The organism is Tunturiibacter gelidiferens (assembly GCF_051013345.1).
Lineage (GTDB): Bacteria > Acidobacteriota > Terriglobia > Terriglobales > Acidobacteriaceae > Edaphobacter > Edaphobacter gelidiferens_A.
In genome coordinates this window covers 2,250,997-2,274,562 of the sequence record NZ_CP132939.1, presented here as the reverse complement: position 1 = coordinate 2,274,562, position 23,566 = coordinate 2,250,997, and the positions used below count along the sequence as shown (strand labels likewise).

At 59.2% G+C, this 23,566-nt stretch carries 20 protein-coding genes and 2 pseudogenes; 10 read left to right on the top strand and 12 right to left on the bottom strand.

Features of this window, described 5'->3' with window-relative positions:
- Positions 1 to 82: 82 nt before the first annotated feature.
- Positions 83 to 1,309, top strand: coding sequence for a beta-propeller fold lactonase family protein (locus RBB80_RS11275; RefSeq protein ID WP_433968264.1), 1,227 nt, complete (start codon positions 83 to 85; stop codon positions 1,307 to 1,309).
- Between the two features lie 104 nt (positions 1,310 to 1,413).
- Positions 1,414 to 2,733 (top strand): lactonase family protein, encoded by a 1,320-nt coding sequence (locus RBB80_RS11270; protein WP_433968263.1) that lies wholly within the window; start codon positions 1,414 to 1,416, stop codon positions 2,731 to 2,733.
- Positions 2,734 to 3,431: 698 nt separating this feature from the next.
- Here the strand turns inward: RBB80_RS11270 and RBB80_RS11265 are convergent.
- The 3 genes and pseudogenes from RBB80_RS11265 to pyrH all read right to left on the bottom strand — a co-directional run bounded on the left by RBB80_RS11265 (position 3,432) and on the right by pyrH (position 5,572).
- Complete coding sequence (locus RBB80_RS11265) at positions 3,432 to 4,253, bottom strand: acyltransferase family protein (RefSeq protein ID WP_433968262.1); 822 nt, start codon at positions 4,251 to 4,253, stop codon at positions 3,432 to 3,434.
- A gap of 71 nt (positions 4,254 to 4,324) precedes the next feature.
- A pseudogene (locus RBB80_RS11260) lies at positions 4,325 to 4,615 on the bottom strand (acyltransferase family protein); the annotation flags it as partial.
- A 252-nt stretch (positions 4,616 to 4,867) separates the two neighbouring features.
- A complete protein-coding gene (pyrH, locus tag RBB80_RS11255; RefSeq protein WP_433968261.1) occupies positions 4,868 to 5,572 on the bottom strand; it encodes a UMP kinase in 705 nt (234 codons plus the stop codon).
- Between the two features lie 188 nt (positions 5,573 to 5,760).
- Here pyrH and RBB80_RS11250 point away from each other — a divergent pair, with 188 nt between their 5' ends.
- The 3 genes from RBB80_RS11250 (at position 5,761) to RBB80_RS11240 (ending at position 7,476) form a co-directional block, all read left to right on the top strand.
- Positions 5,761 to 6,222, top strand: coding sequence for a hypothetical protein (locus RBB80_RS11250; RefSeq protein ID WP_433968260.1), 462 nt, complete (start codon positions 5,761 to 5,763; stop codon positions 6,220 to 6,222).
- Between the two features lie 138 nt (positions 6,223 to 6,360).
- A complete protein-coding gene (locus RBB80_RS11245) occupies positions 6,361 to 6,762 on the top strand; it encodes a hypothetical protein (RefSeq protein ID WP_433968259.1) in 402 nt (133 codons plus the stop codon).
- A 243-nt stretch (positions 6,763 to 7,005) separates the two neighbouring features.
- Positions 7,006 to 7,476 (top strand): hypothetical protein, encoded by a 471-nt coding sequence (locus RBB80_RS11240; RefSeq protein WP_433968258.1) that lies wholly within the window; start codon positions 7,006 to 7,008, stop codon positions 7,474 to 7,476.
- A 124-nt stretch (positions 7,477 to 7,600) separates the two neighbouring features.
- Here the strand turns inward: RBB80_RS11240 and RBB80_RS11235 are convergent, their stop codons facing one another.
- From RBB80_RS11235 to RBB80_RS11200, 8 genes and pseudogenes are all read right to left on the bottom strand, one after another.
- Positions 7,601 to 8,263 carry a translation elongation factor Ts gene (locus RBB80_RS11235; protein WP_433968257.1) on the bottom strand — a complete coding sequence of 221 codons (663 nt, stop codon included), beginning with the start codon at positions 8,261 to 8,263 and terminating at the stop codon, positions 7,601 to 7,603.
- A gap of 143 nt (positions 8,264 to 8,406) precedes the next feature.
- Positions 8,407 to 9,342, bottom strand: a complete 936-nt coding sequence (gene rpsB, locus RBB80_RS11230) for a 30S ribosomal protein S2 (protein ID WP_433968256.1) — start codon at positions 9,340 to 9,342, stop codon at positions 8,407 to 8,409.
- 260 nt (positions 9,343 to 9,602) lie between these two features.
- Positions 9,603 to 9,997: pseudogene (gene rpsI / locus RBB80_RS11225) on the bottom strand (30S ribosomal protein S9).
- 76 nt (positions 9,998 to 10,073) lie between these two features.
- Positions 10,074 to 10,430, bottom strand: coding sequence for a 50S ribosomal protein L13 (gene rplM, locus RBB80_RS11220; protein ID WP_433968255.1), 357 nt, complete (start codon positions 10,428 to 10,430; stop codon positions 10,074 to 10,076).
- Entirely contained in the window at positions 10,369 to 10,575 is a 207-nt protein-coding gene (locus RBB80_RS11215; RefSeq protein WP_433968254.1) for an uL13 family ribosomal protein, read from the bottom strand. The genes rplM and RBB80_RS11215 overlap by 62 nt, the downstream gene beginning before the upstream one ends.
- 858 nt (positions 10,576 to 11,433) lie before the next feature.
- Positions 11,434 to 12,939 (bottom strand): hypothetical protein, encoded by a 1,506-nt coding sequence (locus RBB80_RS11210; RefSeq protein ID WP_433968253.1) that lies wholly within the window; start codon positions 12,937 to 12,939, stop codon positions 11,434 to 11,436.
- Positions 12,940 to 12,998: 59 nt separating this feature from the next.
- Positions 12,999 to 14,195 carry an acyltransferase family protein gene (locus RBB80_RS11205; RefSeq protein WP_433968252.1) on the bottom strand — a complete coding sequence of 399 codons (1,197 nt, stop codon included), beginning with the start codon at positions 14,193 to 14,195 and terminating at the stop codon, positions 12,999 to 13,001.
- 48 nt (positions 14,196 to 14,243) lie between these two features.
- Positions 14,244 to 15,923, bottom strand: coding sequence for a hypothetical protein (locus RBB80_RS11200; protein ID WP_433968251.1), 1,680 nt, complete (start codon positions 15,921 to 15,923; stop codon positions 14,244 to 14,246).
- Between the two features lie 179 nt (positions 15,924 to 16,102).
- On the opposite strand from RBB80_RS11200, the gene RBB80_RS11195 reads away from it, so the two are divergent.
- Complete coding sequence (locus tag RBB80_RS11195; RefSeq protein ID WP_433968250.1) at positions 16,103 to 16,273, top strand: hypothetical protein; 171 nt, start codon at positions 16,103 to 16,105, stop codon at positions 16,271 to 16,273.
- On the top strand, positions 16,270 to 17,106 hold the full coding sequence (locus RBB80_RS11190; protein WP_433968249.1) for a hypothetical protein: 837 nt from the start codon (positions 16,270 to 16,272) through the stop codon (positions 17,104 to 17,106). Before RBB80_RS11195 ends, RBB80_RS11190 begins: the two co-directional genes overlap by 4 nt.
- Positions 17,107 to 17,221: 115 nt before the next feature.
- On the opposite strand, the gene RBB80_RS11185 is transcribed toward RBB80_RS11190, so the two are convergent.
- Positions 17,222 to 20,056: an ABC transporter permease gene (locus RBB80_RS11185; protein ID WP_433968248.1), complete on the bottom strand. Its 2,835-nt coding sequence runs from the start codon at positions 20,054 to 20,056 to the stop codon at positions 17,222 to 17,224.
- Positions 20,057 to 20,493: 437 nt separating this feature from the next.
- Between RBB80_RS11185 and RBB80_RS11180 the strand changes: the two genes are divergently transcribed.
- The 3 genes from RBB80_RS11180 (at position 20,494) to RBB80_RS11170 (ending at position 23,443) form a co-directional block, all read left to right on the top strand.
- The gene (locus RBB80_RS11180; protein ID WP_433968247.1) at positions 20,494 to 21,513 is read left to right on the top strand and encodes an acyltransferase family protein; all 1,020 of its coding nucleotides are present in this window, start codon (positions 20,494 to 20,496) and stop codon (positions 21,511 to 21,513) included.
- A 250-nt stretch (positions 21,514 to 21,763) separates the two neighbouring features.
- A complete protein-coding gene (locus RBB80_RS11175) occupies positions 21,764 to 22,180 on the top strand; it encodes a helix-turn-helix domain-containing protein (RefSeq protein WP_433968246.1) in 417 nt (138 codons plus the stop codon).
- 99 nt (positions 22,181 to 22,279) lie between these two features.
- Positions 22,280 to 23,443 carry an acyltransferase family protein gene (locus tag RBB80_RS11170; protein WP_433968245.1) on the top strand — a complete coding sequence of 388 codons (1,164 nt, stop codon included), beginning with the start codon at positions 22,280 to 22,282 and terminating at the stop codon, positions 23,441 to 23,443.
- Positions 23,444 to 23,566: the final 123 nt, after the last annotated feature.

The window sequence follows — 23,566 nt, the reverse complement described above, 5'->3', positions numbered from 1 at the left end:
TCGCGGCAAAAGGTGGACGGAAGACGTTCACTGGCGAGGATTAAGGAAGCGCATGAAGTTGAGCAGGATTGGCCGGGTTTCAATGGCCTTGGTAGTGTCCGTAGCGATGGGTCTGGGCATGACGGCGTGCGGTGGTGGCACGATCGGGTTCATGTGGGTTCTTGGAACGCAATACAACCAGATCGCCGGCTTCAAGATCGATGACTTTACGGGAAACCTGACGACGATTCCTCATTCGCCGTTCACCTCCGGCGGAGCGAACCCGGTGTCGATCGTGGTGAAGCCGGGTGGCCGCTTCATCTATGTGGTCAATAAGGGTGGCGGAAACGGAACAACAACCAACCTACCTTGCGGGACCGCCGGCAGCATCAGCGAGTTCAGCGTTGGCGGACAGGGTGTGCTGACCTTTCAGCAGTGCTTCACAAGCCAGGGGACTACACCTGTCTGGGCAGCGGTCGATACTACGGGTAACTTCCTGTATGTTCTGGACCAGCAGGCGCCCCCGCTCGATGGAGCAACTCCACCTCCCAATGGAGACATCACGGTGTTTTCTATCGATCCCAATACGGGGCGATTGACTCTGGTGTTGAACCAGCAGATCAAGGATCCCGCGACCGGCTTGCAGCTGACTTACTTCCCCGTTGGGCAGACGCCGACGATGTTGGCGGTCTCGGGCGGATGCGTGTTAACGCTCAATACGGCTGACCAGACGGTCTCACCCTACGCGGTTGGAACCGCCGGACAGCTGACGCTGACGACTACGCAGAAGTTCAACTCGGGAGCTGTACGGCCCACGTCGATTATTGCCGGTGGAAGCAATATTTACATTACCGATGCGGGTGCTCCCAATACGAACAGTCCGGGGCAGCTTATTCCGTTTACTGTTGGGAGTACGTGCTCGTTGAACACGATCAACAACGGAGTTCAGCAGAATCCCTCACCAGCGGCAAATCCGGTCTATTCGTTGGTCGGCGGGACGGGTTCTGCGAAGAATTTCGTATATGTCGCGAACCAGTCGACCACCGACACCACGAATCCGAATAGTTCGATTTCGGCGTTCAATATCCAGTCCAACGGAGCACTGCAGCTGCTGAACGATCCGGGGAACAACCCGTACCCGGTAGGTGCAGGGCCGGTTTGTATGGTCGAGGACCCGTCTAATCAGTACATCTACACGTCAAACGGAGATGGGACGGTGACCGGGAAACAGATCTCGACAACAGGCACTCTGTCGGATCTACGCCGAGGATCGAAGTTCACGGCGACCGGACAAACGACGTGCCTCGCAGTAAGCGGAAACGTAAACTAGCTGGCAGGGCGCAGCTGGAGAACCAGGACAGAATGTCGGTAGGAATTCTGAGTATCGGGACAGCAGGAACGGGCGGAAACGATTTGCCCCGGAGTTAGGCAAGCATGAAGTGGATCAAAATGGGTCGCGGAACAGTGGCCTCGATATTGTCTTTTGCGTTGGTGAGCGTAACGGCGTGCAGCCGCGACTACACGCTGGCGTATGTCTATGCGACTACTGCAAAACCGTTGACGAGCACCTCTCCCAACGGTGGGATCAATGCCTACGCGGTGGACTTCCAGATCGGTTCGCTGACGCCGCTGGCGGATTCACCGATACCTGCGGGCAGGAATCCGGTGACGCTGGTGGCCTCTCCAAACGGGCTTAATCTGTATGTTGCCAATCACGACGATTCGACCATCGGAGAGTACTCGATCGGGACCGACGGAAAGATCTACCTGCAGAACACGTACAACATAACGGGAAGCAATGCTACCGCGGTTGCGATGGACGCAGCGGGGGCCTTCCTTTACGTCACCTTCCAGTATCAGCTGGGTCCAAATGGACAGCAGCTTTACTCGACCGCTTCTCCCGGGCCGGGTGGTATTACGATCTTCCCAATCAGCAAGGACGGCTCGCTGGGAACACCTAAGACCGTCAACGTCGGTAACACGCCTGTCGGGGTTGTGGTCAGCCGTCCGCGCTGCGAACCGTCGGCCGCCTACAATGCCGGCAATCCGACCTGCACTTTGACCGATGGCTCGGGATCTGGGCTGCAGAGCTCCTTTGTGTACGTCATCGATCAGGAGACACCGACGACGCCGAAGGCTGCGCTGCTGGGCTTCTCACAGAACATGTCGACGGGCGCATTGACTCCAACTCCCGGGACCACTATCACAACCGATGCTACGGGCAAGACGGTGGCGACCGGATATGGCGTGGGAATTACACCGAGCGCGATCGCGGAAGATCCTTCTTCCCGGTTCGTGTATGTCACGGACCAGGCGGCCAATGTGCTCTACGGCAAGACAGCCAATGCAGATGGGTCGCTGACCCCGATGATCAACAACCAGTTTCCCACCGGTTTGTTCCCGGTAGGCGTGACGGTCGATCCTCGAGGCAAGTTCCTGTATGTTGCGAACTTCTCCTCGGGTACGGTCGGCGCCTATACGATCGATCAAAACTCGGGGAATCCGACGGGGTCTGTCGGTTCTGCTTCGACGGCCACGGGTACGGGTCCAACCTGCGTTGCGATCGAGCCGGCGTTGGGCGTTTACCTCTATACGTCGAACAACCTCGAAGGCGATGTCTCGGCGTTTCAATTGGCCCCTCAAAACGGCACGCTGAAGCAGGTGCAGAACACGCCGTTCCCCTCGGGCGCGCTGCCAACCTGTGCCGTGGCAGTGGCGAATGGTTCGCATCCGACGCAGATCATAGTCGAGTAACCGGCGTTCCTGGTTGTGCAAAAGGCCCCGCTATTGCGGGGCTTTTTTGCGCTCCTGCCGGCTTTCTTCTGCTTCTCTAGAGTCCGTGACTGCGCATGCGACTGTGTTCATTCGACGGGCTGACCCCGCTCGTCCGTATCTACGCCTTTCTGTGAGGCACCCCCCACGGGGGTATTTTCTCCTAAGCCATTTATTTTCAATAGATTAGGCTTCGGAGGCATCACGCAAAATTGTCATTCTAAACGGGTTATGGCTAAATTTGTCTAAACAAAGGGGTTAGGTTAACTCTTAAAACATGAAGCCCTCGGACTTGTCCGAGGGCAGTCTTGAACTCTGAATTAAGTATAGCTGATTGACCGAAACTAATACGCCACGCGTTTCTCCTTGTCTGGCGCGGTGATTTACGATTTCGGGGCTTGACATGATTCTGAGGGTTCGAGGACGGCGGCTTGCTTTGAACCGGGGCGCGCTTGCGACGATTCAGACTGCCACTGCCTTTCAAAACGCATCGGCGGGGGCGTTGGCAAACAGAGGGCGAAATATGTGGTCTTCGCTGCGCTCGGAAATGGCAGGCGCGACCTCCGGAACGGCCAGCGCGGTGACGGGGAACCCGGTGACGAAAGGAACAACAGCAACAGCAGATCCCTACGGGATGACAACAAAAGAACAAGCAAAAAAACGAACGGCTGCGGAGGTCGCTAGTTGGAGGCGGGTGACAGCGTAGGGGATTTGCGGGAGAAGCGGGTGAGGATGGCGTTGCGGGCGGGAGTTTCTACGAAGTGGAAGGCTGCCAGAGCTAACAGGATGAGGATTCCGTAGGAGAGCCAGGGTTCAAGGGCAGCCAGGTGGAGGTGCTCCGGCACATGGTAGAGGTGGAGGAGCTGGAAGACGTTGAAGTGGAGCAGGTAGAGGCAGTAGCTGCTTTCACCGATGAGCAGAAGAGGTCGCCACGAGAAGAGGGCCGAGATGGCGTGAGGCCCGCTGAGGCCCAGAACCAGAGCGGCGAAGACGGGAGTCATGAGCCCGCCGTGCATGAGGAGGTACGGCGTGCGGAGGACGAGGGCGTAGAAGAAGACACCTACGAGCGCGAGGCTGACGAACGAGAGCAGGAGGCGCTGCCGTGAGGTGAGGGTGAGGGCGTGCTGGAGTTTGCCCAGGGTGACCCCGATGAGGAAGGTGCAAACGTAGGGGAGCGGGGTGTATTTGAGGAAGCGGATGAGCTGGGTGGAGCTGTAGCGGTCGACGGGACCGACGATGTGGTCGGGGTTGAGCCAGAGATAGAGGGAGTGGGGGATCAGGCCGATGATCCAGAGAGCTGCGAGAAGAAGAACCAACTGGATCGGCTTTTTGGGCCATGGAAGGCGAATGAGCCAGGGGAAGGCGACGTAGAGGACGACCTCACTCGAAAGCGTCCAGGCGACGGTGTTCCAGAAGGTGGCGACGGAGGGGCTCCAACCCTGGAGGACGAGGGGGTGAGGACGATTCCCTGCCAGAACTCGAAGCGGGAGCGGGCGTGCCACTCGTCCTGCACCATGCGGAAGGAGATGAGGAGCACGAGCAGGTAGATGGGGTAGAGGCGGGAGAAGCGGGCCAGCCAGAACTCGCGCTTGACCAGGGTGTTTGCGCGGTCGGCGTAGTTGTAGGTGAGTACGTAGCCGGAGATGAGAAAGAAGACGCCGACGAAGACGTAGCCGTTGTCGATGATGGGATAGAGGAGACCGAGGTGCGGCGGCGTGAAGTGAAAGAGAATGATGAAGATGGCGAGCAGAGTGCGGATGCCGGTGAGAGCCGGCAGAGGCGGCTTGCGGATGGTGATGGCCGCGGGTGGTGGAACAGGGCTTCGCGGCTGCTCGATCTCTGGTTCCAGAAGGCTGAGATTCACTATACGTCCTGCTTGAGTGGGATAGTACCGTTCAACTCTGTCTAACGCGGTTTCTTAGGATTGGACGCACGAGAGTACACGGAAGACGACATAATTCGCATCAACTGCGTGATTTCGAGCCGGAGGTCATGGGGCTACGACAGATTTCTCCGCTTCGCTACGAAAGAAAGGGCGTGGGCAGCAACGAACGTCGATCCCTGGCGGGATGACAACAAGAGGCAGACGACAGCGAGAACGACCAATCTCAGCCGGTCACGCGGTGACGAGAGAACCGATCTTTTCGCCGCTGACGACGCGAACGATATTGCCGGGCTCGCGCATGCTGAAGACCATCATGGGCATGTTGTTGTCGCGACAGAGGGAGACGGCGGTGGTGTCCATGACGCGGAGGTTGAGGCGGAGCATCTCGCTGTAGGTGATCTGGTTGAATTTGGTGGCGTCGGCATCGACCTTGGGGTCGGCGGTGTAGATGCCGTCGACGGAGGTGGCTTTGAGGAGGATGTCGGCTTTGATCTCCATGGCGCGGAGGCTGGCGGCGGTGTCGGTGGAGAAGAAGGGGTTGCCGGTTCCGGCGGCGAAGATGACGATGCGGTTCTTTTCGAGGTGGCGCATGGCGCGGCGGCGGATGTAGGGCTCGGCGACTTCGTGCATCTCGATTGCGGACATGACACGGCAGTAGAGGCCTAGCTTCTCGATGGCGTCTTGCAGTGCGATGGCGTTGATGACGGTGGAGAGCATGCCCATGTGATCGGCTGCGACGCGGTCCATGTCGATGGCCTGCTGGGCGACGCCGCGGAAGAAGTTTCCACCGCCGACGACGATGGCAATCGCGCAGCCGAGGGCGTGGACGGCGGCGATCTCGGCTGCGATTTTGTGGATGAAGACGGCGTCGATGCCAAAACCTTTGCCTGCAGCCAGGGCTTCGCCTGAGATCTTGAGGAGGACTCTTTTGTACATGTCAGAACTAAGTATCGCATGGTGCAGGGGGAGATTTTGGGCGATTAAATTCGTGCCTACAGACGGCTCGAGGCCAGGTTTTGTTTACAACTTTGGTGAAGCTTGTGAAGGTTGTGCACAACTTTGCGGGGTAAGGTGGGTATTGCTGGGTGCGGGCACGATACGACGCAGCCCAAGGAGAAAAGTAAATGTTCAGCACAGTACGTTTGATGGTTTTGACAGCTGGTATTTTTGCGACGGCGGTACCGACGATGCAGGCACAAGAGGTTCCGGGGCCGCACCCGGCTTATCTGCATGCGCTTAGCGATCTTCGCGCGGCACGGCACTATTTGAATGATGGATGGGCGTGGGCGCCAGTGAAGCGTGACGATAATGAGGCGATTCACCACATCGACGCGGCGATCAACATGATCAAACAGGCTTCGATCGATGATGGCAAAGGCATGAACGATTCCTTCCACATCGATACCGGTCTGAACGCGCATGATCGCTTCCGCAAGGCGAATGAACTTCTGGCTGCGGCGCACAGGGATCTGGAGCATGCGGAGGATGTACCGCAGGCGCGTCAGCTTCGCAATCATGCGATCGCCGAGATCGATTACGCGCATACCATTGTGGACAATGCGCAGCGGACGGCACACTGGGAGTAAGTGGCGTCTATCAAAGCAAAAGAGGGGAGCCATGATGCTCCCCTCTTCTCTTTGTGCTTTAGTCTGAGCACGCCTGGAAATCTTTTTCCATTCGGGTGATTTGAGCGGAAGAGAGAATTGAAAGATAGAGAAGAGGCGATGAAGCGGCAGCAGGGTGGGTCGCGATTCAATATAAAACTGGACGCGCGAGGGATGGGAGATTCGCTGACACCGCAGGTGATTCAGAATGCACTGGCGGAGTATGTGTCGTTTCCGGGGAATACGGTCGGAGCTGCGGGGGCAGCACCCGCTGGAGACGCACCAGGAGTCCCGGGACTTGCCGTGCGTCCTGCGGACAATGGTTCTGATCCGGCGCAGAGTTTGAAGAAAGGGATGAGCAGAGAGCAGGTGGAGACTCAGTATGGCCTGGCGGTGGAGGCGCATGACCGAACAGAGAATGGGATGTCCATGACCTCCTGCACTTACAAGAGCAAGGATGAGAAGGTTCAGGCGGATTTTGTGAATGGGGTGCTGGTCCAGTACTCCGTTTCGTCACGTTGAACCTAATGGACGGATTGCGCTGACGGGCATTTAGCTTCGCGGTCCTACCAGATAGCATCGTCTGGCAGGGCGATTTTTGGTGCCGGGACTTCCCCACTGGACAACATCTGCATCTACCACTGAAGTATCCCTGTAGTTCTTTCGCCCCGCTTTGGCGTACGGAAGGTTGTCCCATGTATGGGGAACTATTACTGGATCGGCGATCCAGTTATTCCCTTATTTTTTTCACAGATGTACAAGGAGATGAATATGGTATTGAATATGCGTTTTGCAGTTTTGGCCGCGAGTCTGATGGTTGCAGCGGCTCCGGCCGTGCAGGCACAAGGGGCTGCGGGACCTCATCCGGCTTATCAACATGCACTTAGCGATCTGCGGGCGGCGCGGCGTTATTTGAATGAAGGAATGCCGACCTCGGTCCCTGTGAAGCGGGATGCCGAGGCTGCGACGAAGCACATCGATGCGGCAGTGAATGAGATCAAGCAAGCTTCGATCGATGAAGACAAGAGTCTGCACGATTCCTATCAGGTCGATCCTGGCCTGAGTCCTCGGGACCGTTTCCACAAGGCGAATGAGTTGCTTCTCGCGGCGCACAAGGATCTGGAGAATGCGGAGGAGCTGCCGCAGGCGCGTCAACTTCGAAACCATGCGATCGGGGAGATCGACTACGCCCATACGATCGTCGACAACGCGGAGAAGGCTGGGCATTGGCAGTGATCGGCTGCCTGCGTCACGACTTCGGTCGAGATGAAGTTTTTTGCAGGTAAGAAGCTTGACGGCACACTGATACACAAAACCCGGGCTGGTGGCCCGGGTTTTGTGTATCGGTGATAGTTACAGATTAGGAGGCGGCTTCTTCAGTGCTGGCTGCCTTGGCCTGGGCTACTGTCCAGTCGGTGGCGCCTACTTTGAAGCGGGCGAAGCGACGGACGCTGATGTTCTCGCCGAGCTTTGCGACCTTGGAGGCGATGAGCTGGCCGATGGTCTGCGAGGCTTCCTTGATGAAGGGCTGGTCGAGGAGGCAGAACTCTTCGTAGAACTTGGCGAGCTTGCCGGTGAGCATCTTCTCGATGATCTCGGCGGGCTTGCCGGAGGCAGCGGCCTGGGCGCGATAGACGTCCTTCTCGCGCTCGAGGTCGGCTTCGGTGACGTCCTCGCGGCTGACGAAGCGCGGGTCGACGGCGGCGATGTGCATGGCGACGTCGCGGAGCAGCTCCTGGAAGTCGTCGGTGCGGGCTACGAAGTCGGACTCGCAGTTGAGCTCGAGGAGAACGCCGATCTTTCCGCCGGCGTGGATGTAGGTTCCGACTGCGCCTTCGTTGGTGGTGCGGCTGGCCTTCTTGGCGGCAGACGCCATGCCGCGCTTGCGGAGGACGACGAAGGCGGCTTCCATCTCACCTTTAGCCTCTTGCAGAGCTTTCAAGCAGTCGCCCATGGGGGCGCCGGACTTTTCACGGAGTTCTTTGACGAGTTTTGCGTCGATCTTTACGGCGGTTTCAGTCATTGTGAGTTTCCTTGAGTTGCGGTTTCTGCGAAAGGGGGCGCGGGCTGGATGCCCGCGCCCCCACCAAAATAACAAGAGGCGGTTACGGCACGGCTAATGCCCTGCCCTTTCCTTGTGGCGACCTCTCGGCACGAAGAGATGCGTTAGACGGCGGCCTGGGCGGAGATGGACTCGTTCTCTGCTTCGGGCTCGCTGGCGGCGGAAGGTGCTTTGCGGATGTTTCCGCCGAGGACTGCAGCTAGGTCGACGGTCTCATCTTCTTCGGGAGCAGCTTCGACGGGCTCGGCAGCGGCGTGGATCTCGCCGGGCTCGTACTCGCCTTCTTCTCCGATGTGCTCGGGGGAGACTTCGAGAGGCTGAACGTCAGCGGACTCGGTGGCGAATGCCTTCTCGGAGACCATCTGGACGCCTTCGTAGGCGGAATCGGCGATCTTCGTGGTGAAGAGGCGGATGGCGCGGAGGGCGTCGTCGTTGCCGGGGATGACGTAGTCGACGACGGTGGGATCGCAGTTGGTGTCGACGACGGCGACGACCGGGATGCCAAGCTTGCGGGCTTCGGCGACGGCGATAGCTTCGTTGTTGGAGTCAACGACAAAGATGGCGTCGGGAAGGCGCTTCATGGTCTTGATACCGGCGAGGTTGGTGGTGAGGTGCTTGCGCTCGCGCTCGAGCTTGATGACTTCCTTCTTGGTGAGGAGCTCGTAGCGGCCGTCGGTCGACATGTCGTCGAGTTCGGTGAGGCGCTTGACCGACTTCTGCACGGTGACCCAGTTGGTGAGAAGACCACCGAGCCAGCGGCTGTTGATGTAGGGCATGCCGGCGCGGGTGGCTTCTTCGGCGATCGCGTCCTGTGCCTGGCGCTTGGTGCCGACGAAGAGGATGAGCTTGCCGGTGGCGGTGAGATCGGTGACGAACTTCGAAGCCTCTTTGAACATCTTGAGGGTCTTCTGGAGATCGATGATGTAAATGCCGTTGCGCTCGCCGAAGATGTACTCCTTCATCTTTGGGTTCCAGCGCTTGGTCTGATGCCCGAAGTGAACGCCAGCTTCGAGCAGTTCTTTCATAGTGATGTTTGCCATGTAGCTCCTTGGTTTAAGACAGCCGGACCGATGCTCCGGTGCCTGGATTGATCCCTCGTAAGGGAGATTTGACTCCTTGCCTCACGATGCTCTGAGAGGGTGGTGCTCAAGCGGTGATTCCTTTTCGCCGCTTTGATACAGGGCCCTTGGTGCTGCGGTGGAAGCCGGGCTGACGCCTCGGCTTCCACTTGAAAAGCAAAAACAACGGCAAGTACAGAAGCAGATCCCCTTCGGGGATGACAACCAATAAAGCGAAGCGATTAGCGTTTGCTGAACTGGAAGCGAGCGCGAGCGCCCTTCTGACCGTACTTCTTACGCTCTTTACCACGCGAGTCGCGGGTAACGAGGCCTTCTGCCTTGAGCGCCTTGCGAAGCTCGGGGTTGAATTCCATGAGTGCGCGTGCGATGCCGAGCTTGACTGCGTCGGCCTGGCCCATGACGCCGCCACCCTTTACGGTGGTGATGACGTCGAAGGTCTCGCCGATGTCGGCGATGCCGAGCGACCGCTTGGCGGCTGCGCGCTGTTGTGCGGTGACGAAGTAGACGTCACACTCTTTTTGTTGACGGTGAATTTGCCGCTGCCTGGACGCAGGAAGACGCGTGCGATCGAGGACTTGCGACGGCCGGTTCCGTAGTACTGAATCAGATCTACCATGGTGCTCCTTGAACTTTTGAAAACCCGGGGCCGATGCCCCAAACTTCGTTAGCTCCCGAAGATCGGGAGGGGACGCTTAGCCTTCGAGGGAGTGAGCCGGATGCGCCGGCACCATGACCTTGGAGGTGAGAACCTTGGGCGCGTTGGAGGCATGGAAGTCCATGGCAACGGGCTGCTGGGCGAGGTGGGGGTGCTGTGCTCCCTTGTAGACCTTGAGCTTGGTGGCCATCTGGCGGCCGAGCTTGGACTTGGGAAGCATGCCCTTGACGGCCTGCTCGACGATGGCTTCGGGGCGACGGGCGAGAAGCTTGATGAAGGACTCTTCGCGAAGACCACCTGGGAAGCCGGTGTAGCGGCGATAGAGCTTCTGGTCAGACTTGAGGCCGGTCAGCACGATCTTTTCGGCGTTGATGATCACGACGTGATCGCCCATATCGATGTAGGGGTGTAGAGGGGTTGGTCTTGCCGGCGAGGACGGAGGCGGCCTGTGTGGCGAGGCGACCGAGGGTCTTACCGCTGGCATCAAGCACGTACCACTTGCGCTTAATATCTTTGCCACTCGGAATCGTGGTGGACATCGTTTGGGTTACTCCTTGTTTCTGCCGTCTTCAGTGTTCGGCCTGGTGCATGAAGAAAGTGGTGCCGTTGATGGTGCGCCAATTTTAAAGAGCTCAAAAGAACGTTTGTTCCAGAGCAAGGCGACGTGCGGGAAGGAGAATTTCTCTCCAAACACGCGGAACGGCCCGCTTGGCCTGGACTACAGCTGGACGACGCACAACCTATGGGATGGGTGCTTCAGGGGCGGCTATGCTGAAAGCTGCTCCCCAGTGGATCCACCACGGATGTCTCGGTGACCTGACTCGCCTGAGAGATGTGCTGACACAGACGTACAGACGCGAGACTGCGCGAGATTTAATCTTACTGGCGCTCCGGGGCCTGCGTCAAGGATTGTTTGGTTTGTTTTCGGGGGTTTGTGGGGCTGACTATGGCGTGGCCTGCCGGCCGGGCCCGCTGCGCGCGGCGCGGTCACTTCGTGACGGGTATACCCCTTCGGTTGGCGCTCCCGTTGGTCGCCTTCTACCGACTATCGGGAGGCTAGGTCTAGGACGTAGATCTGGCCGTCGTCGTAGAGATGGCGGCGGGTTTGGGCTAGTTCGGCGTACTGCTGGTGGGAGCGGAGGATGATGGCCTGTTCGCTGTGAATCCACTGGGTGCGGCTGGGGTCGTGGAGGACTTTGACGGCTTCGTGGTCGAGGGGGATGAAGTCGGCGTACGAGCAGACAAGGTACCGGAGGTTATGGGCCAGGAGGTATTGGGCGAGGGTGTCGCCGTCGCCCTGGGAGGGCCAGCCAGGGGGAGGCTGGCGGCTCCGGGATAGTCGGCGATGCTGATGGAGTTGGCGCGGTAGTCGAGGAGGAAGCTGTTGGTGACGGTGGCTATGGCGCCGGCGTCGGTGGGGATGGCACGCTGGACGGCGGCGTACTCGGCACTGACGCTGGGGGGGACGATGGGGGTGTCTTGTAGGGCGGCTTTGAGACCGAGGGGGATCTGGTCGTATTCGTTGGTGAATTTGTTGCGCCAGGTGGTGATGGCGGTGTAGGCGATGAAGGCGATGGTGAGAGTCTGCAGGATGGGCCAGCGGCGGGAGCCCGGGAAGGTGTTCCGGCGGCGGCTGAAGACGATGTAGAGAAGGAGTATCGCTGGGATGATGCAGGGGTAGTTGTAGCGGCGGACGGAGTCTCCACCGGTGCCGATGCCGACGAGTAGGGTGGCGCAGAGGGCGGCGGCCGAGAGAGCGAGAACGGCTTCGCCCTGTTCATCGCGGTCCCCGAGATACCATTCGAGGCCCAAGAGGAAAAGGAGGGGGCGCAGAAGGGGACGACCTTGCGCAGGATGATGGAGAGGCCTGCTCCGGAGGGCGCGGGGTAGAGGCCGTAGGCGCTGTATTGGTAGCCCTTGCCTAGTGAGGGGTAAAACCAGGTGCCGGAGGTGGCGTGGCTAGCCATCATCCAGGGGGCCATGACGATGAGGCAGGAAAGGGCGGCGAGGACCAGGGCTTTTGTGGCGGCGGAGAGGCCGCGGCGGCGCGCCTGGAAGAGAGCAAAGCAGGCGATGAAGATGACTCCGTGCGGCAGATAGGTGGACTTGGTGGTGGCGAGGACGCCGGTGACCGCGCCGAGGAGAAGCGCTTGGAGGGTTGGGTCTTCGGCGAGGAGCTTGCGGTTGGCGGCGAGGCATACGAGGGCGAAGAAGAGAGCGCTGGGTAGAAGGACGAAGGTGAGATTGAAGACGAGCTGCGGGGTGGTGAAGAGGAGGAGCGCGAATACGGCTCGCTGGGGTGGGGTGAGGCGGAACTCGGAGGCGAGAGCGAAGGCTAGGAAGGCGAGCAGAAGGAGGCCGAGGGCTCGGTCGGCCATTTGGACGTCGGCGAGGGGGAGGACTGCGAGGACGAGGGTCTGAAGGTAGTAGTTGCCGCCGATGCTGGACATGATGCGGCGCTCGCTGAAGGGATCGGCGGCGTAGTGGTGGAGCTGGAGCATCTTGGCAGGGGCGGCGAGGTAGAAGTTGTAGTCGTCGGAGGCCTGGTAGGACTGGGTATGCACGGTCGCGGCGATGCGGACGATGAAGACCAGGGCTGCGACCAGCAGGAGGATGGGGACCGCTTTCGATACCGCTGAGGGCTTCTGGAGGAACGGGGTTGGGCTGGGCGTGTCGGTTCCGTTGATGGTGATGCGCAGGAGAATGGCAGCGAGAAGGCCGAGGATCGTAAAGGTGATCAGGACGGGGGAAGTAATGGTACGGAGGAGATTAAGGCAGCCGCCGAGGAAGATGACGACGCCGAAGCCGCTGGTGGCTGCGAGGGTGAGGGGGCTCTGCGGATGCCGAAGAGGCGAAGGAGAAGGGCTCCGTAGCCTGCGATGGATAGAAAGAGGAGAGCGCACCAGACGAGGGCCTCAAGGAAGTGCAGCAGCGAAGCTGGGGTCATGAAACGTTCTCCAGTTTACTTGTGCGATTCGGACGCGACAGGGAGCAGCGTCGCCGATGTACGGGGCCTTGCGGGAGTTGTGAGGCGGCGACCGAGCTGCATGGTGGGCCGCTCGATCAGGCGGTAGAAGATCTCCGTGACGAGGAGGGTGATCGCAAGGTAGAGGAGCAAGAGGAGGTCGAGGCGGACTCGTCCCATGAGGGTGTGGATGAGGGTGAAGAGGATGGTTCCATGGATGAGATAGAGGCTATACGAACGCTCTCCAAGGTAGTGGATGGAGCGGCTGGTGAGGAAGCGGTGGAACGGACGGTTGTTGATCGCGAAGACGATGAGCATGACGGCTCCGACGGCAACGAGCCAGTCGAACATGTCCTGAGGAATAGCGGGAAAGCGTTGGACCAGGCTGCTGGCGTTGCCGAAGCAGTAGAGGCTCAATGAGACGAGAGCGACGATCGCGACCTGACTGAGGGTGAGCCGGGCGTACCAGCGATTGACTGCGGGAAGATGCTTCGCCAAAAGCGACCCGATGATGAAGAAGGCGGCGTAGTGGAGCGTAAGCATCGTGTTAACAGCTGTCTCGTGCGTGCAGAGGCGCGATACGTTGGAAGACAAGTCGGCGAGGGGGAAACAGGCGACAGAGAGTGCGACCGCAGCGAGAATCAGCCAGATGGAACGAATGCGAAGGACCGCGACTGCAATGAGGGGGAAGACGAGCGAGATCCGCATCTCGTAGACAAGGGACCAGAAGGCGGTGTTGAACTGAGCCCAGTCGTAGTTGCCGAGAAACAGGATGTGCTGGGTCACCAGATGCGAGGTGACAGGCTCTGACCAGGTGGAGTTGATCCAGTAGTTGTCAGAAGGCTTAGCCGGGAGATAACGGTCACAGACGACTGCGAGGGCCAATGCTCCCAGATAAGGGAGGTAGATGCGGCAAATTCTCTTTAGAAGGAAAGGGCCATAGTTGAGGCGATTTTTTTTCTGGTAGGGGAGGGTGAGGACGAAGCCGCTGAGGAAGAAGAAGAGGATGACGGCCTGATGTCCGGCGATGAGGATTCTGAGGGGAGTCCGGATGAAGAGGTGGGTGATGCTGTCTGGACAGATGCGCGAAAAGTGGTGGAAGACGACGGTGAGAGCGGCCACGCCACGGAGAGAATCGAGCTCGTAGAAGCGCCTGGATTCGCGCTCCGGGCGCTGATTTGTCTCGTCTGGCATGGTCACGCCAAGTATAGCTTGGGGACTGAGGAGCAATGGCGGACGGCCTTAGTGTTCGAGTTGGATGGGGCTGGGCTGCTGGCCGAAGCTGGTTTGAAGGAGGCGGGGGATGGCGGGTTTGTGGTGGCGGCGCGGGGGCGTGCCGGGGGTGGCGGGGTCGAGGCGGTAGAGGATGAGGAGGTTGCGTTCGGGGTCGTCCATGGCGGGGAAGGCGGCGACGCGCTGCAGGTGATAGGTGGGGGCGAGAGCGTCCATCTTGTCGTCGTCGACCTGGTTCCAGGCTACGTACCAGCCGGGATGGTAGGCCTGGACGCGGACGGCGAGGTCCATGGTGCCGAAGTCGTCGCAGATGGAGGGCAGGCCGGTCATGAGGGAGAGGTTGGAGCCGCTGATGGAAAGGATGAGCGGGTTGTGGGTGTGGTCGGCAGAGACGATCTTGCGGATCTGCGCGGCGGCGGAGGTGAAGGTGTAGTCGGGGGTGCGGACGTAGTGGAGCGTCTGGCGGGCGTCGGTGACGGTGAGGATGGACAGGACGGCGACGATGCTGGCTGTGCCGAGGCGGCGAAGGTCAGACAGGGGCTCGGAGTTGGTTTGGGGGCGGGTCCAGAGTGTGGAGAAGACGACCGGGATCAGCAGGGTGAGTGGGATTGCGAGTACGAGGTAGTAACGGGGCTGGAGGTTGTTGTGATAGGCGAGGAAGGTTGCGTAGCCGGATGTCCAAAGCAGGAGAGCCGGGATGAGCGGGTTGCGGAGGAGGCGGGGACGTAGGAGGAAGGCGGAGAAGACGGCGAGAAGGGCAAGGGGGTACAGGATGTTGCCGATCCAGAGGCCGTCGGCGATGGTGTCGCCTAGAACAGAGAGGGCGGTGGCTGGGGTGATGCCGGTGTAGGCGTTGGCGCTGAAGAGATAGTGATAGTCGTCGAGGAAGTGTGGGCGGACGATGAAGGCGTAGTAGCCGATCCAGGTGACGGCGGCGAGCGCAGCGGCGGGGAGGGTCAGGCGCAGGAAGGGGCGGAGGCGGTAGCCGGCGCGGGCCCAGAGGATCCAGGCGATGGAGGGGAGGAGGAAGATGGCGGTGGTCTTGGTGAGGACCATGAGCGGGAGAAGCAAGCCGAGGGAGGCGATAGGAAGGGCTTGATGAAGGCGGGTCCGGAGAGTGGTGGGGGAGCTTTCTGGCTGCGGGCCGGCGTAGGAGGCGGCGAGGAGAGCGAGGAGAGTGAGAAGGATGAGCAGGGGCTCGAGGATCGCCATGCGGGTAAAGACGTAGCAGAAGGGACTGACGGCGAGAAGGAGGACGGCGATGGCGGGCGCAAGGGTTGTGGTGGGTTTGTGACCGGAGGGATCTGCGAGATTCTGCCAGCGAAGGAGCAGGAGGTAAGAGGCGGCGAGGATGAGGCCAAAGATGACGACGGTCAGGCCGCGGGCTGCGGTAAGGCTGACTCCGGTGAAGCGGAAGAGGGCGGCTTCGAGAAGGGGCCAGACGGGGAGAGCGGCGGCGGGGTTGAAGTCGCCGGGGACGTACCAGTGGCCGCGCTGGAAGTGGCGGATGGCTCCGTCGCCGTACCAGCCCTCGTCGGTGTATTTGGCCCAATCCATCCAGGGGGAGTGGTTGGGGAAGTCGGCGCTGAGGTGGAAGGCGTGCAGGATGAGGAAGATGGCCGAGACGAGGAGGAGGGCCGCTTCGAGGGCACGGAACATGGAGAACGAGATGGAGCCTGGCCGCTTCATGTGTACAGTCGATTAAACGCAGATATGTCGTGAGAGTTCAGAGTATTACAGAATTAGTACGGAAAGATGCAAAGAGTTGCAGAAGGGTTGGCGCCGGAGGTGCTTGCAGGGGGTGGTGGGCGTCTTCTGGAGTGCTATTCTTCCTCTCAAAGCGCAGTGGGGAAGCGAGAAGAGAACGGATGATGGAGGGCCCAAAGAAGGTCGTCGGCGTTTTGCTGAGCCTTATCGTTCTGTCGGCGGGCTTTTTGGACTACTGGAGCTATAGTCAGGCGTTCCATACGGAGCCGGGGATCTGGATGGACGTGGTGGGGGGACGGCAAACGCGCCGAACCAGTATCGGATTGGAGTGATCGATACCGCTTACTTTCTGGCGCAACATACGCATCTGGCGCTGCGGCATATGCTGACGATGCTGGATGTGATTGCGGGCTTTATTGCTGTGTTTGCGCTGTTTCTGGTGTTGCGGCGGTCGGCGGTGTATCGCGAGGCTAGTCTGGCTGGGCAGTGGTTTGGGGCGGCTGGATTTGTGGTGCTGGTGCAGTTCTACCTGGCCTGGCTGCTTTGGTATCAACGTCCGGAGACGCTGCCTACGGCGGCGATTTTGGCGCTGGCTCTGCTTCTGCTGGCCGTGCCTTTGCGTGCCGGGACGGCGGTGTTTGGGTTCTTGCTGTTGGCTGTGGCGCAGGGGTTTGTTCGCGCCGATGTGGCGTTTGCGCTGCATGCCGGGATTCTGCTGGTCTGCTTGACGCCTTTGGGGCGCGGGTTTGCGTTGCCACGCGGCTTGCAGGTGGGTACCAGCGTGGTTTCGCTGCTGATGGTGGTGGGGATACAGTATTGGCTGATGCGGCGGATGTTTCCGCAGGCGACCTATGGCAGTACGCCGGTGTTTCAGCTGCTTTTGAATTTGAGTTCGGCGGCTTCGTGGATTCCGTTTGTGCTTTTTATGTGGCCATTTGCCTGGACTGTGTGGACGATGGGGCGTCGGCGGTATCGGATGAACGCGGGTGGAGTGGCGGTGTTGGCCGGGGCGTTGATCTTTCTGGGAATGTGGCTGATGGTGGGGAGGGTGAAGGAGGTGCGGATCTTTTTGCCGTTCGCCCTGGCGTTAGCTCCTCTAACGGTGGAGTTCGCGATGCAGCGGTTTTTGGTTCAGGAGGACCCGGGAAGTTCGCGCTCCGTTTGAGTGATCGGCGCCCCGCCAAGGTCCTTGTGAGTTGATCCCGAGAGAGACGTCCTGCCGGACGGTCCCACTGCGCGTGGAGCGGTCACTTCGTGACTTTTATATCGGCTGGATGCGGCTACTCGTAGGAGAGGGCGTCGATCGGATCTTTGCTGGCGGCTTTGAGGGCTGGGTAGAGTGCGCCGAGGAGGGCTCCTATGAAGGCTATGAGGGTAGCTTTCCAGACATAGGGGACATTGATGACGAAGTCGAGCGTGGGGAAGCGGGCCTCGAGCGCTGCGCTGAGGGCGAAGCTGGCTGCGATGCCGATCACGATGCCGATGGTGGCGAGGACGCCGGTCTCCCGGAGGACGATGCCGACGATGTAGGAGCGTGAGGCTCCCATCGATTTTAGGATGCCGATCTCGCGGGTGCGCTCCATGACGGCGGTGTACATGGATTGGAAGATGACGAGGAAGCCGATGATGACGGCGATTCCGATGACGACCTGGAGGCCGATGTTGAAGCCGGGGAGGCGGTCGGGCGAGATGGAGGAGAGATACTCCTCGGCGGTGGCTACGTTGTAAGTGCTCATGCCGGGTGTGGCGAGGATGTCTTTGCGGACTTCGTCCTGGTACTTCGGCTGGTCTTCGGTGCGGAGGTAGAACATGGTGGCCTTGCCCTCGGTGCCGGTGAGCGAGCCCATGGTGTCGATGGGGACGAACTTGCGGCCGCCTTTGCCGTGAGCGACGATGCCGGAGATTCGGAACGGATGGTTGAGGATGCTGATGTGGTCGCCGACTTTCTTGCCGGCGGCGGCGTAGTCGTCGAGGATGACGTCGTCGGGGCCCTGGAAGGGTGTGCCGGAGAGGAAGGTGAAGGGCAGGAGCGCGTCGAAGCTCTTGAAGTCGATGCCGTAGATGGTGTCGAGGGAGCTGTTGATCTGGACGTTGACGGGGGCGGAGACGACGACGTGGGGGATCTTGGCGAGGACGTCCGCGACTTTGATGGAGGCCCCGGCGGGGCTCATGCCGATGAGGTTGCTGGCGGTGTTGGGGCGGACGAACATGTCCATGCCGATGCCGTTCTGGCGGGTCTTGAAGCCGTTGAGCTTGCCCATGAGGATCGCGGTGATGGAGAGGATCATGATGACCTCGATGGCGATGGCGAGGCAGCTGATGAGCGAGCGGAGGGGACGGTGGACCAGATTGCCGGCAACTAATTTGTTCATTCTTGTACCAGTGTATGGGAATGTCCTGCCGGACGGGCCCACTGCGCGTGGAGCGGCCACTTCGTGGCGGGTATACCGCTTCGCGTGGTCCTCCCATTGGTCGGGATCAACCGTTTCTCCGGCCAACGGGAGGACCACCGTAGATAGTCGGCTGCAAGAAGAGGTATACCTGTCACGAAGTGACCGCTCCACGCGTAGTGGGCCGCCTCGTGGGGTGTTAGGAGGCGGGATTCTGATCCGGCTTTGGGGGAGGGGGAGGAGGAGCCGTCCGGCGATGCTTCGGACAGATCCTCCCTTGCGGAGTTCGATGCCTTCGGGGCCGATAAAGAGGGTTCCGATCAGGGGTGCAACATAGGAGCCCACGATTGCGGCAAAGACGATGCCGAACGCGGCGTAAGTGGCTGTGTATACCAGGTTGCCGATGTCGCCCTCCGGGGCGGTATGGCTATAGAGGACCAGGACGAGGAGCCCCCACGGAGTTTGCCGGGTGTCTCCGCAGAGTGATTCGAAGACAAAGAAAAGAAGGAACCAGATGGCGGGGGCAAGAAGAAAGATCCCCTTCCACCCCGCGAGATGGTACGCGGTCGAGGTGGAAGAAAACGAGACGCCGGTGCTCTCGTCCTGTTCTCCGAGGAGCCCGACTTCATGCGCGTAGATGTTTCCGGTTAGCAGGACGGGTTTATTCGGCCAGATAAAGTGAGGGACCAGATTTTCAAAGGCCTCGATGATGGGATAGAGGCCGAAGGTTCCGAACTGCGCGGTTCGGTTGATGAGTGCGTCATCGATCGAGATCATTTGCAGGCGATCGAAGAGCCCCTGGGGATTGTTGAAGTAGCCGAGAACGCGGTAGTCATAAGAGTCGGCGGAGGTTTCTAGAAACTGCTGGCGCACGTAGCCGAGGTTTGAGAGGAGAGAGATCGTGGTCGCGAGGCTGGCGCCACCATTTTCCTCGCGAAATTGTCTTCCGTATTGAGCGTAGGGGACGAGGTATCGTAAGACGAAGATGGTCACGAGGATTGCGCCGGCGACCTGAGCGCGACTGAGTTTGTATCGCTGGGAGGCTACAGCAAGGATCCAGCTGGCGAAGGGAGCAAACATTCCCTCTTTAGAGAAACCAAAGAGGCCAATGATGAACATGATGGCGCCGGCAAGCAGCACAGGCAGGTTGACGCTGCGTCTGCCGCCGCTGCGGCGAACCGTGTTGATGACGCCGAGTACGATCGCCATGGGGAAGAAGCGGTTGAGCTGACTGAGAGCGCTGAGGACCGACCCGCTGCCGGAGGGGATGAAATTGAACGCGACATTGAGTAAGATGCCCGCGATGAGACTGCCGACGGTAGCTGTCTGCATCTTGGCGTCGGTGACCATTTTTCCCAGGAGCGGGCGCCGGGGAGCGAATCTCTTAGTGAGGTAGACGGCCAGCAGCATCATGCACATTCCGGCGAGCAGGACTCTGATGGTGAGGTCGGGAGCGAAGAGATTGGAGTCTGCCGGCTCGTCGAGATAAGCCTTCACGCAGAGGCCAAGGATGACGCCGAGTACGGAGTTGAAGAAGATGAAGGCTCCGGAGGTTCGAGTGAACCCGCCGGCGACGTTGAAGGCGTGCGCGGCGACCAAAACATAGAAGAAGCAGCCTAGAGCGAAGGTAGGGCTGGTGCCTTGAGAGAGCTGGATGACCAGAAGGGTCGCCGCAAAGAAAAATACGGGGACGATCGGAATGCTTTCGGGAAAGGGTAGGCGCACTCGTTCTCTTTCACAACCAAGGACTTGGGACGACTTCCTGAAATCCACGACAGATACACGGAACGAGGGATCTTACGTTTGCCAGCCGAAAGACCGGGAGAACCAATCGATCGAAGTCTCAACGACTTTCAACGACGATGATAGCGATTGCGGGGCTGGCGCGTCAAAAACCGAAGCGGATCGAGTCAATGCACCGCCCAAGCCATTTGTCGGACTGGTTTTAGACAACCGGGACTAGGCTATTCTTGGGTATCGATGGATCCATTGATTCGGGAGCTGCTTGGCTAGACTACTTCAAAAGCACATGCCGGAGTTGGACGTGTTGCGCGGTCTTGCGGTCCTTGCTGTGCTTTTCTACCACGGTCTTTATTGGTCGAATGCGTCCTCGTCGAATCACCTGGCAAACCTCTTCATCAAGGCGACTGTCGTCGGTTGGCTTGGCGTCAATCTTTTTTGTACTCTCCGGCTTTCTGATCACCGGGATCCTGATTGATACAAAAGGAAGACCGACCTTCTATCGGAAGTTCTACATTCGCCGCGCTCTTCGCATCCTGCCTGCATATCTCCTACTTGTTCTGTTTCTTGTATTTACTGGCTGGCTGACGTTTGGATCGGCGGCGGTGGCCCTATTATTTCTCACCAACTACAGTCTCCTGTTTACGCTGTTCCACCTGGGCGGCTATGGCCCTTTGTGGTCGCTATCGGTCGAAGAACAGTTCTATCTCGTCTGGCCGTCAGTCGTCGGCCGGGTGAGCGTCCGTATCCTCACCTACATCTCGATCGCGCTATGCCTGGTTGAACCCTTTCTTCGGTGGCTCGTTGCGTCCGGCCATCTCCATCTGGGAGATCTCTCCCAGGCGACCTATCTGATTGCTGACAACCTCGCCCTAGGGGCCTTGGCTGCGATCTTCGCCCGTTCGAGTTACGGCACCCTTCGCAACGGAGTAAGAATTGGGCTGGGGTTGTGTCTGGCAGGACTTGCCATCTTCGCGGCCGGCTATCCCTTTGGCATCATGCACCGCACCAACGTCGTCGGCAACACCTTGCAATCAGTCCCATGGAACATCTTCTTTGCCGGCACCCTGCTTCTTTGCCTTGGTCTGCGAAGCCCCCTTGCCTCCAGTCTGTGGGCCGCTCCTCTACGTTTCTTCGGATACATCAGCTACGGTCTGTACCTCGTCCACTTTCTGATCTTTGTCAGATACGACGACAAAGTGACGCGAATTTCCGATCCTTCCTTGCGTCATCTGCTAGAAGGAGCGTTCACTCGCTTCTTTCTGGCTGGCGGATTATCAATTCTCATCGCATGGCTCTCACGAAGGCTCTATGAAGAGCGCTTCCTGCTGATGGGGAGATCGGCTCCGGTTGAAAATGAGGATCCACTCGTGTTGAGTTTCACCCAGGAAGACCGGGTCCCCGATTCTTCGCCCGCGACAGAATCGCCTCTGTCTAATTGATTGGATAGAATGACTTTTTCAATATCTGAGGCCCGGGGGCCGAATGACCGCCTTAGCGCGGGTAACCTGAGCGGCGCCGAGGGGCGAACTTGCGAACGAGGCCTAACTAGTCTGGTTCCAATCTGGTAACGGGAAGCCTTATGACCCAAAAGTAGCTTTGACTTTGACAAATGCGCCGGTCTATTCTTCGATGAATTAGCGTGTACTGCGCAGGAATGAGGCCTGCGCCGATAAGGGTTAGACGGAGCGAATGGAACGATTCGGCGACGAGCTGCGGCGGGAGCGCGAGAGGCGCAAGGTGTCGATGGAGAGGATCTCCGACGAGACGAAGGTGTCGCTGCGTCACCTGGAGGCGCTTGAGGCTGGAGAGTACGACGCTTTGCCGGGCGGAGTGTTCCGGAAAGGTATTGTTCGCAGCTATTTAGCAGCGGTTGGGCTGGAGGAGGCTCCGTGGATCGAACGGTTTGAGGCGACCCTGAGGGAGAGCGGCGGGGGCAGCGAAGATACCGATTGGACTGAGTTCGCGGAGAATGTGCGACGGAATAGAAGTGGCGTCGAATCGAAGACGAACATGCGATGGATGGGCGTCGGAACCATGGTGACGATGCTGGGGGTCCTGGGCTGGGCTGTGTGGAAGTTCGCGCTGCATGGCCGGTTGATCCCCTAACGACACATTCCGATAGAGCTTCTCTCTTACCGGAGCAGAGACGTTTCGCTGGCCAGGAGCGGCTGTCTGCTGCTCCATTTACAATTTCGTTGAAACCGAGTGGGGAGATCCATCGCAAACGGGGACGCACGCTTTTCAGCGCGACACATCGCGAGCCTGGATGGGCTTCGCGGTCTCGCCTTTCTCATGGTCTTCTTCCGTCACTATGGAATGACCTCCCATTTAAATAGTTCATGGGCTAAATTTGTTTTTTCTCTGTGTTTCGGCGGATGGATGGGCGTGGATCTGTTCTTCGTGCTGTCCGGGTTTCTGATTACTGGAATTTTGCTGGACACGCGAGAGCTTCCTGGATATTTCACGAACTTTTATGCGCGACGAGCGCTCCGCATCTTTCCTCTCTATTACACGGTTCTTGCTGTGCTTTTTGTGATGACTCCCTGGCTTCACCTGCAATGGCATACGGGACATCTGGCTTATCTGTTTTATGCGGGGAACATCGCTTTCAACCTGAATGAAAGTCTTGCGACGGTGCAGCCCTCTGTGTCGTTTCTGCATTTGTGGTCGCTGGCGGTGGAAGAGCAGTTTTATCTGATATGGCCGCTGGTTGTGATGCTGGTGGGAAACCGACGAAAGCTGGCATGGATCTGTGGGGGACTCTCTGTTGGCGGGCTGATTCTGCGGATGGGGCTGCTGCTGTGGCTGCCTCGCGGGGACGCCTACGAATGGTGTTATGCCCAACTTCCGACGCATATGGACGGCCTGCTCTATGGAGCGCTGGCCGCAATCGGCGTGCGGGCGATTCCGTTGGAACGGATGCTGCAAGGCGTGCGGAGAGGGCTACCGTTTGCACTGGCTACTTTGCTGGCTGTGATCGCAGCAGGCGGAATCGATTTCCACTCCTTGCCGATGATCCTGTTTGGCTTCCCTGCACTGGCTGCGACATTTGCGGGTGTTGTGCTTCTCGCCCTGAAACCGGGGGGCATCGTAAACCGGATCGGTACGCTGTCTGGGCTGCGGTTTGTCGGCCGGTACAGCTATGGGATGTATGTTTATCACATTCTTTTCTGGCCTGCATTGACTTGGATTCAGCCGTGGCTTCAAGCGCGTTTGGGTTCCGTGATGCTGGGTGGGCTGTGTTTTGTGTTAATGATGTTTGTGGGGACAATGCTGGTTGCGGTGGCCAGCTACGAGGTGTACGAGAAGCAATGGCTCAGGTTGAAGGGGCGATTTGCGTATCAGCGAACTAGAGAGTTTGCCGGTTGATGCAGGATCTCGCCGTTGAATGATCATCTTCGCCGACGAATGCGTCCCTTTGCCCGGTTTGGCGAGCGTGGGTAGAATAGACAGAACGCACGCTGTTCCGGGCTAAGTGTCCGGACAGGTACT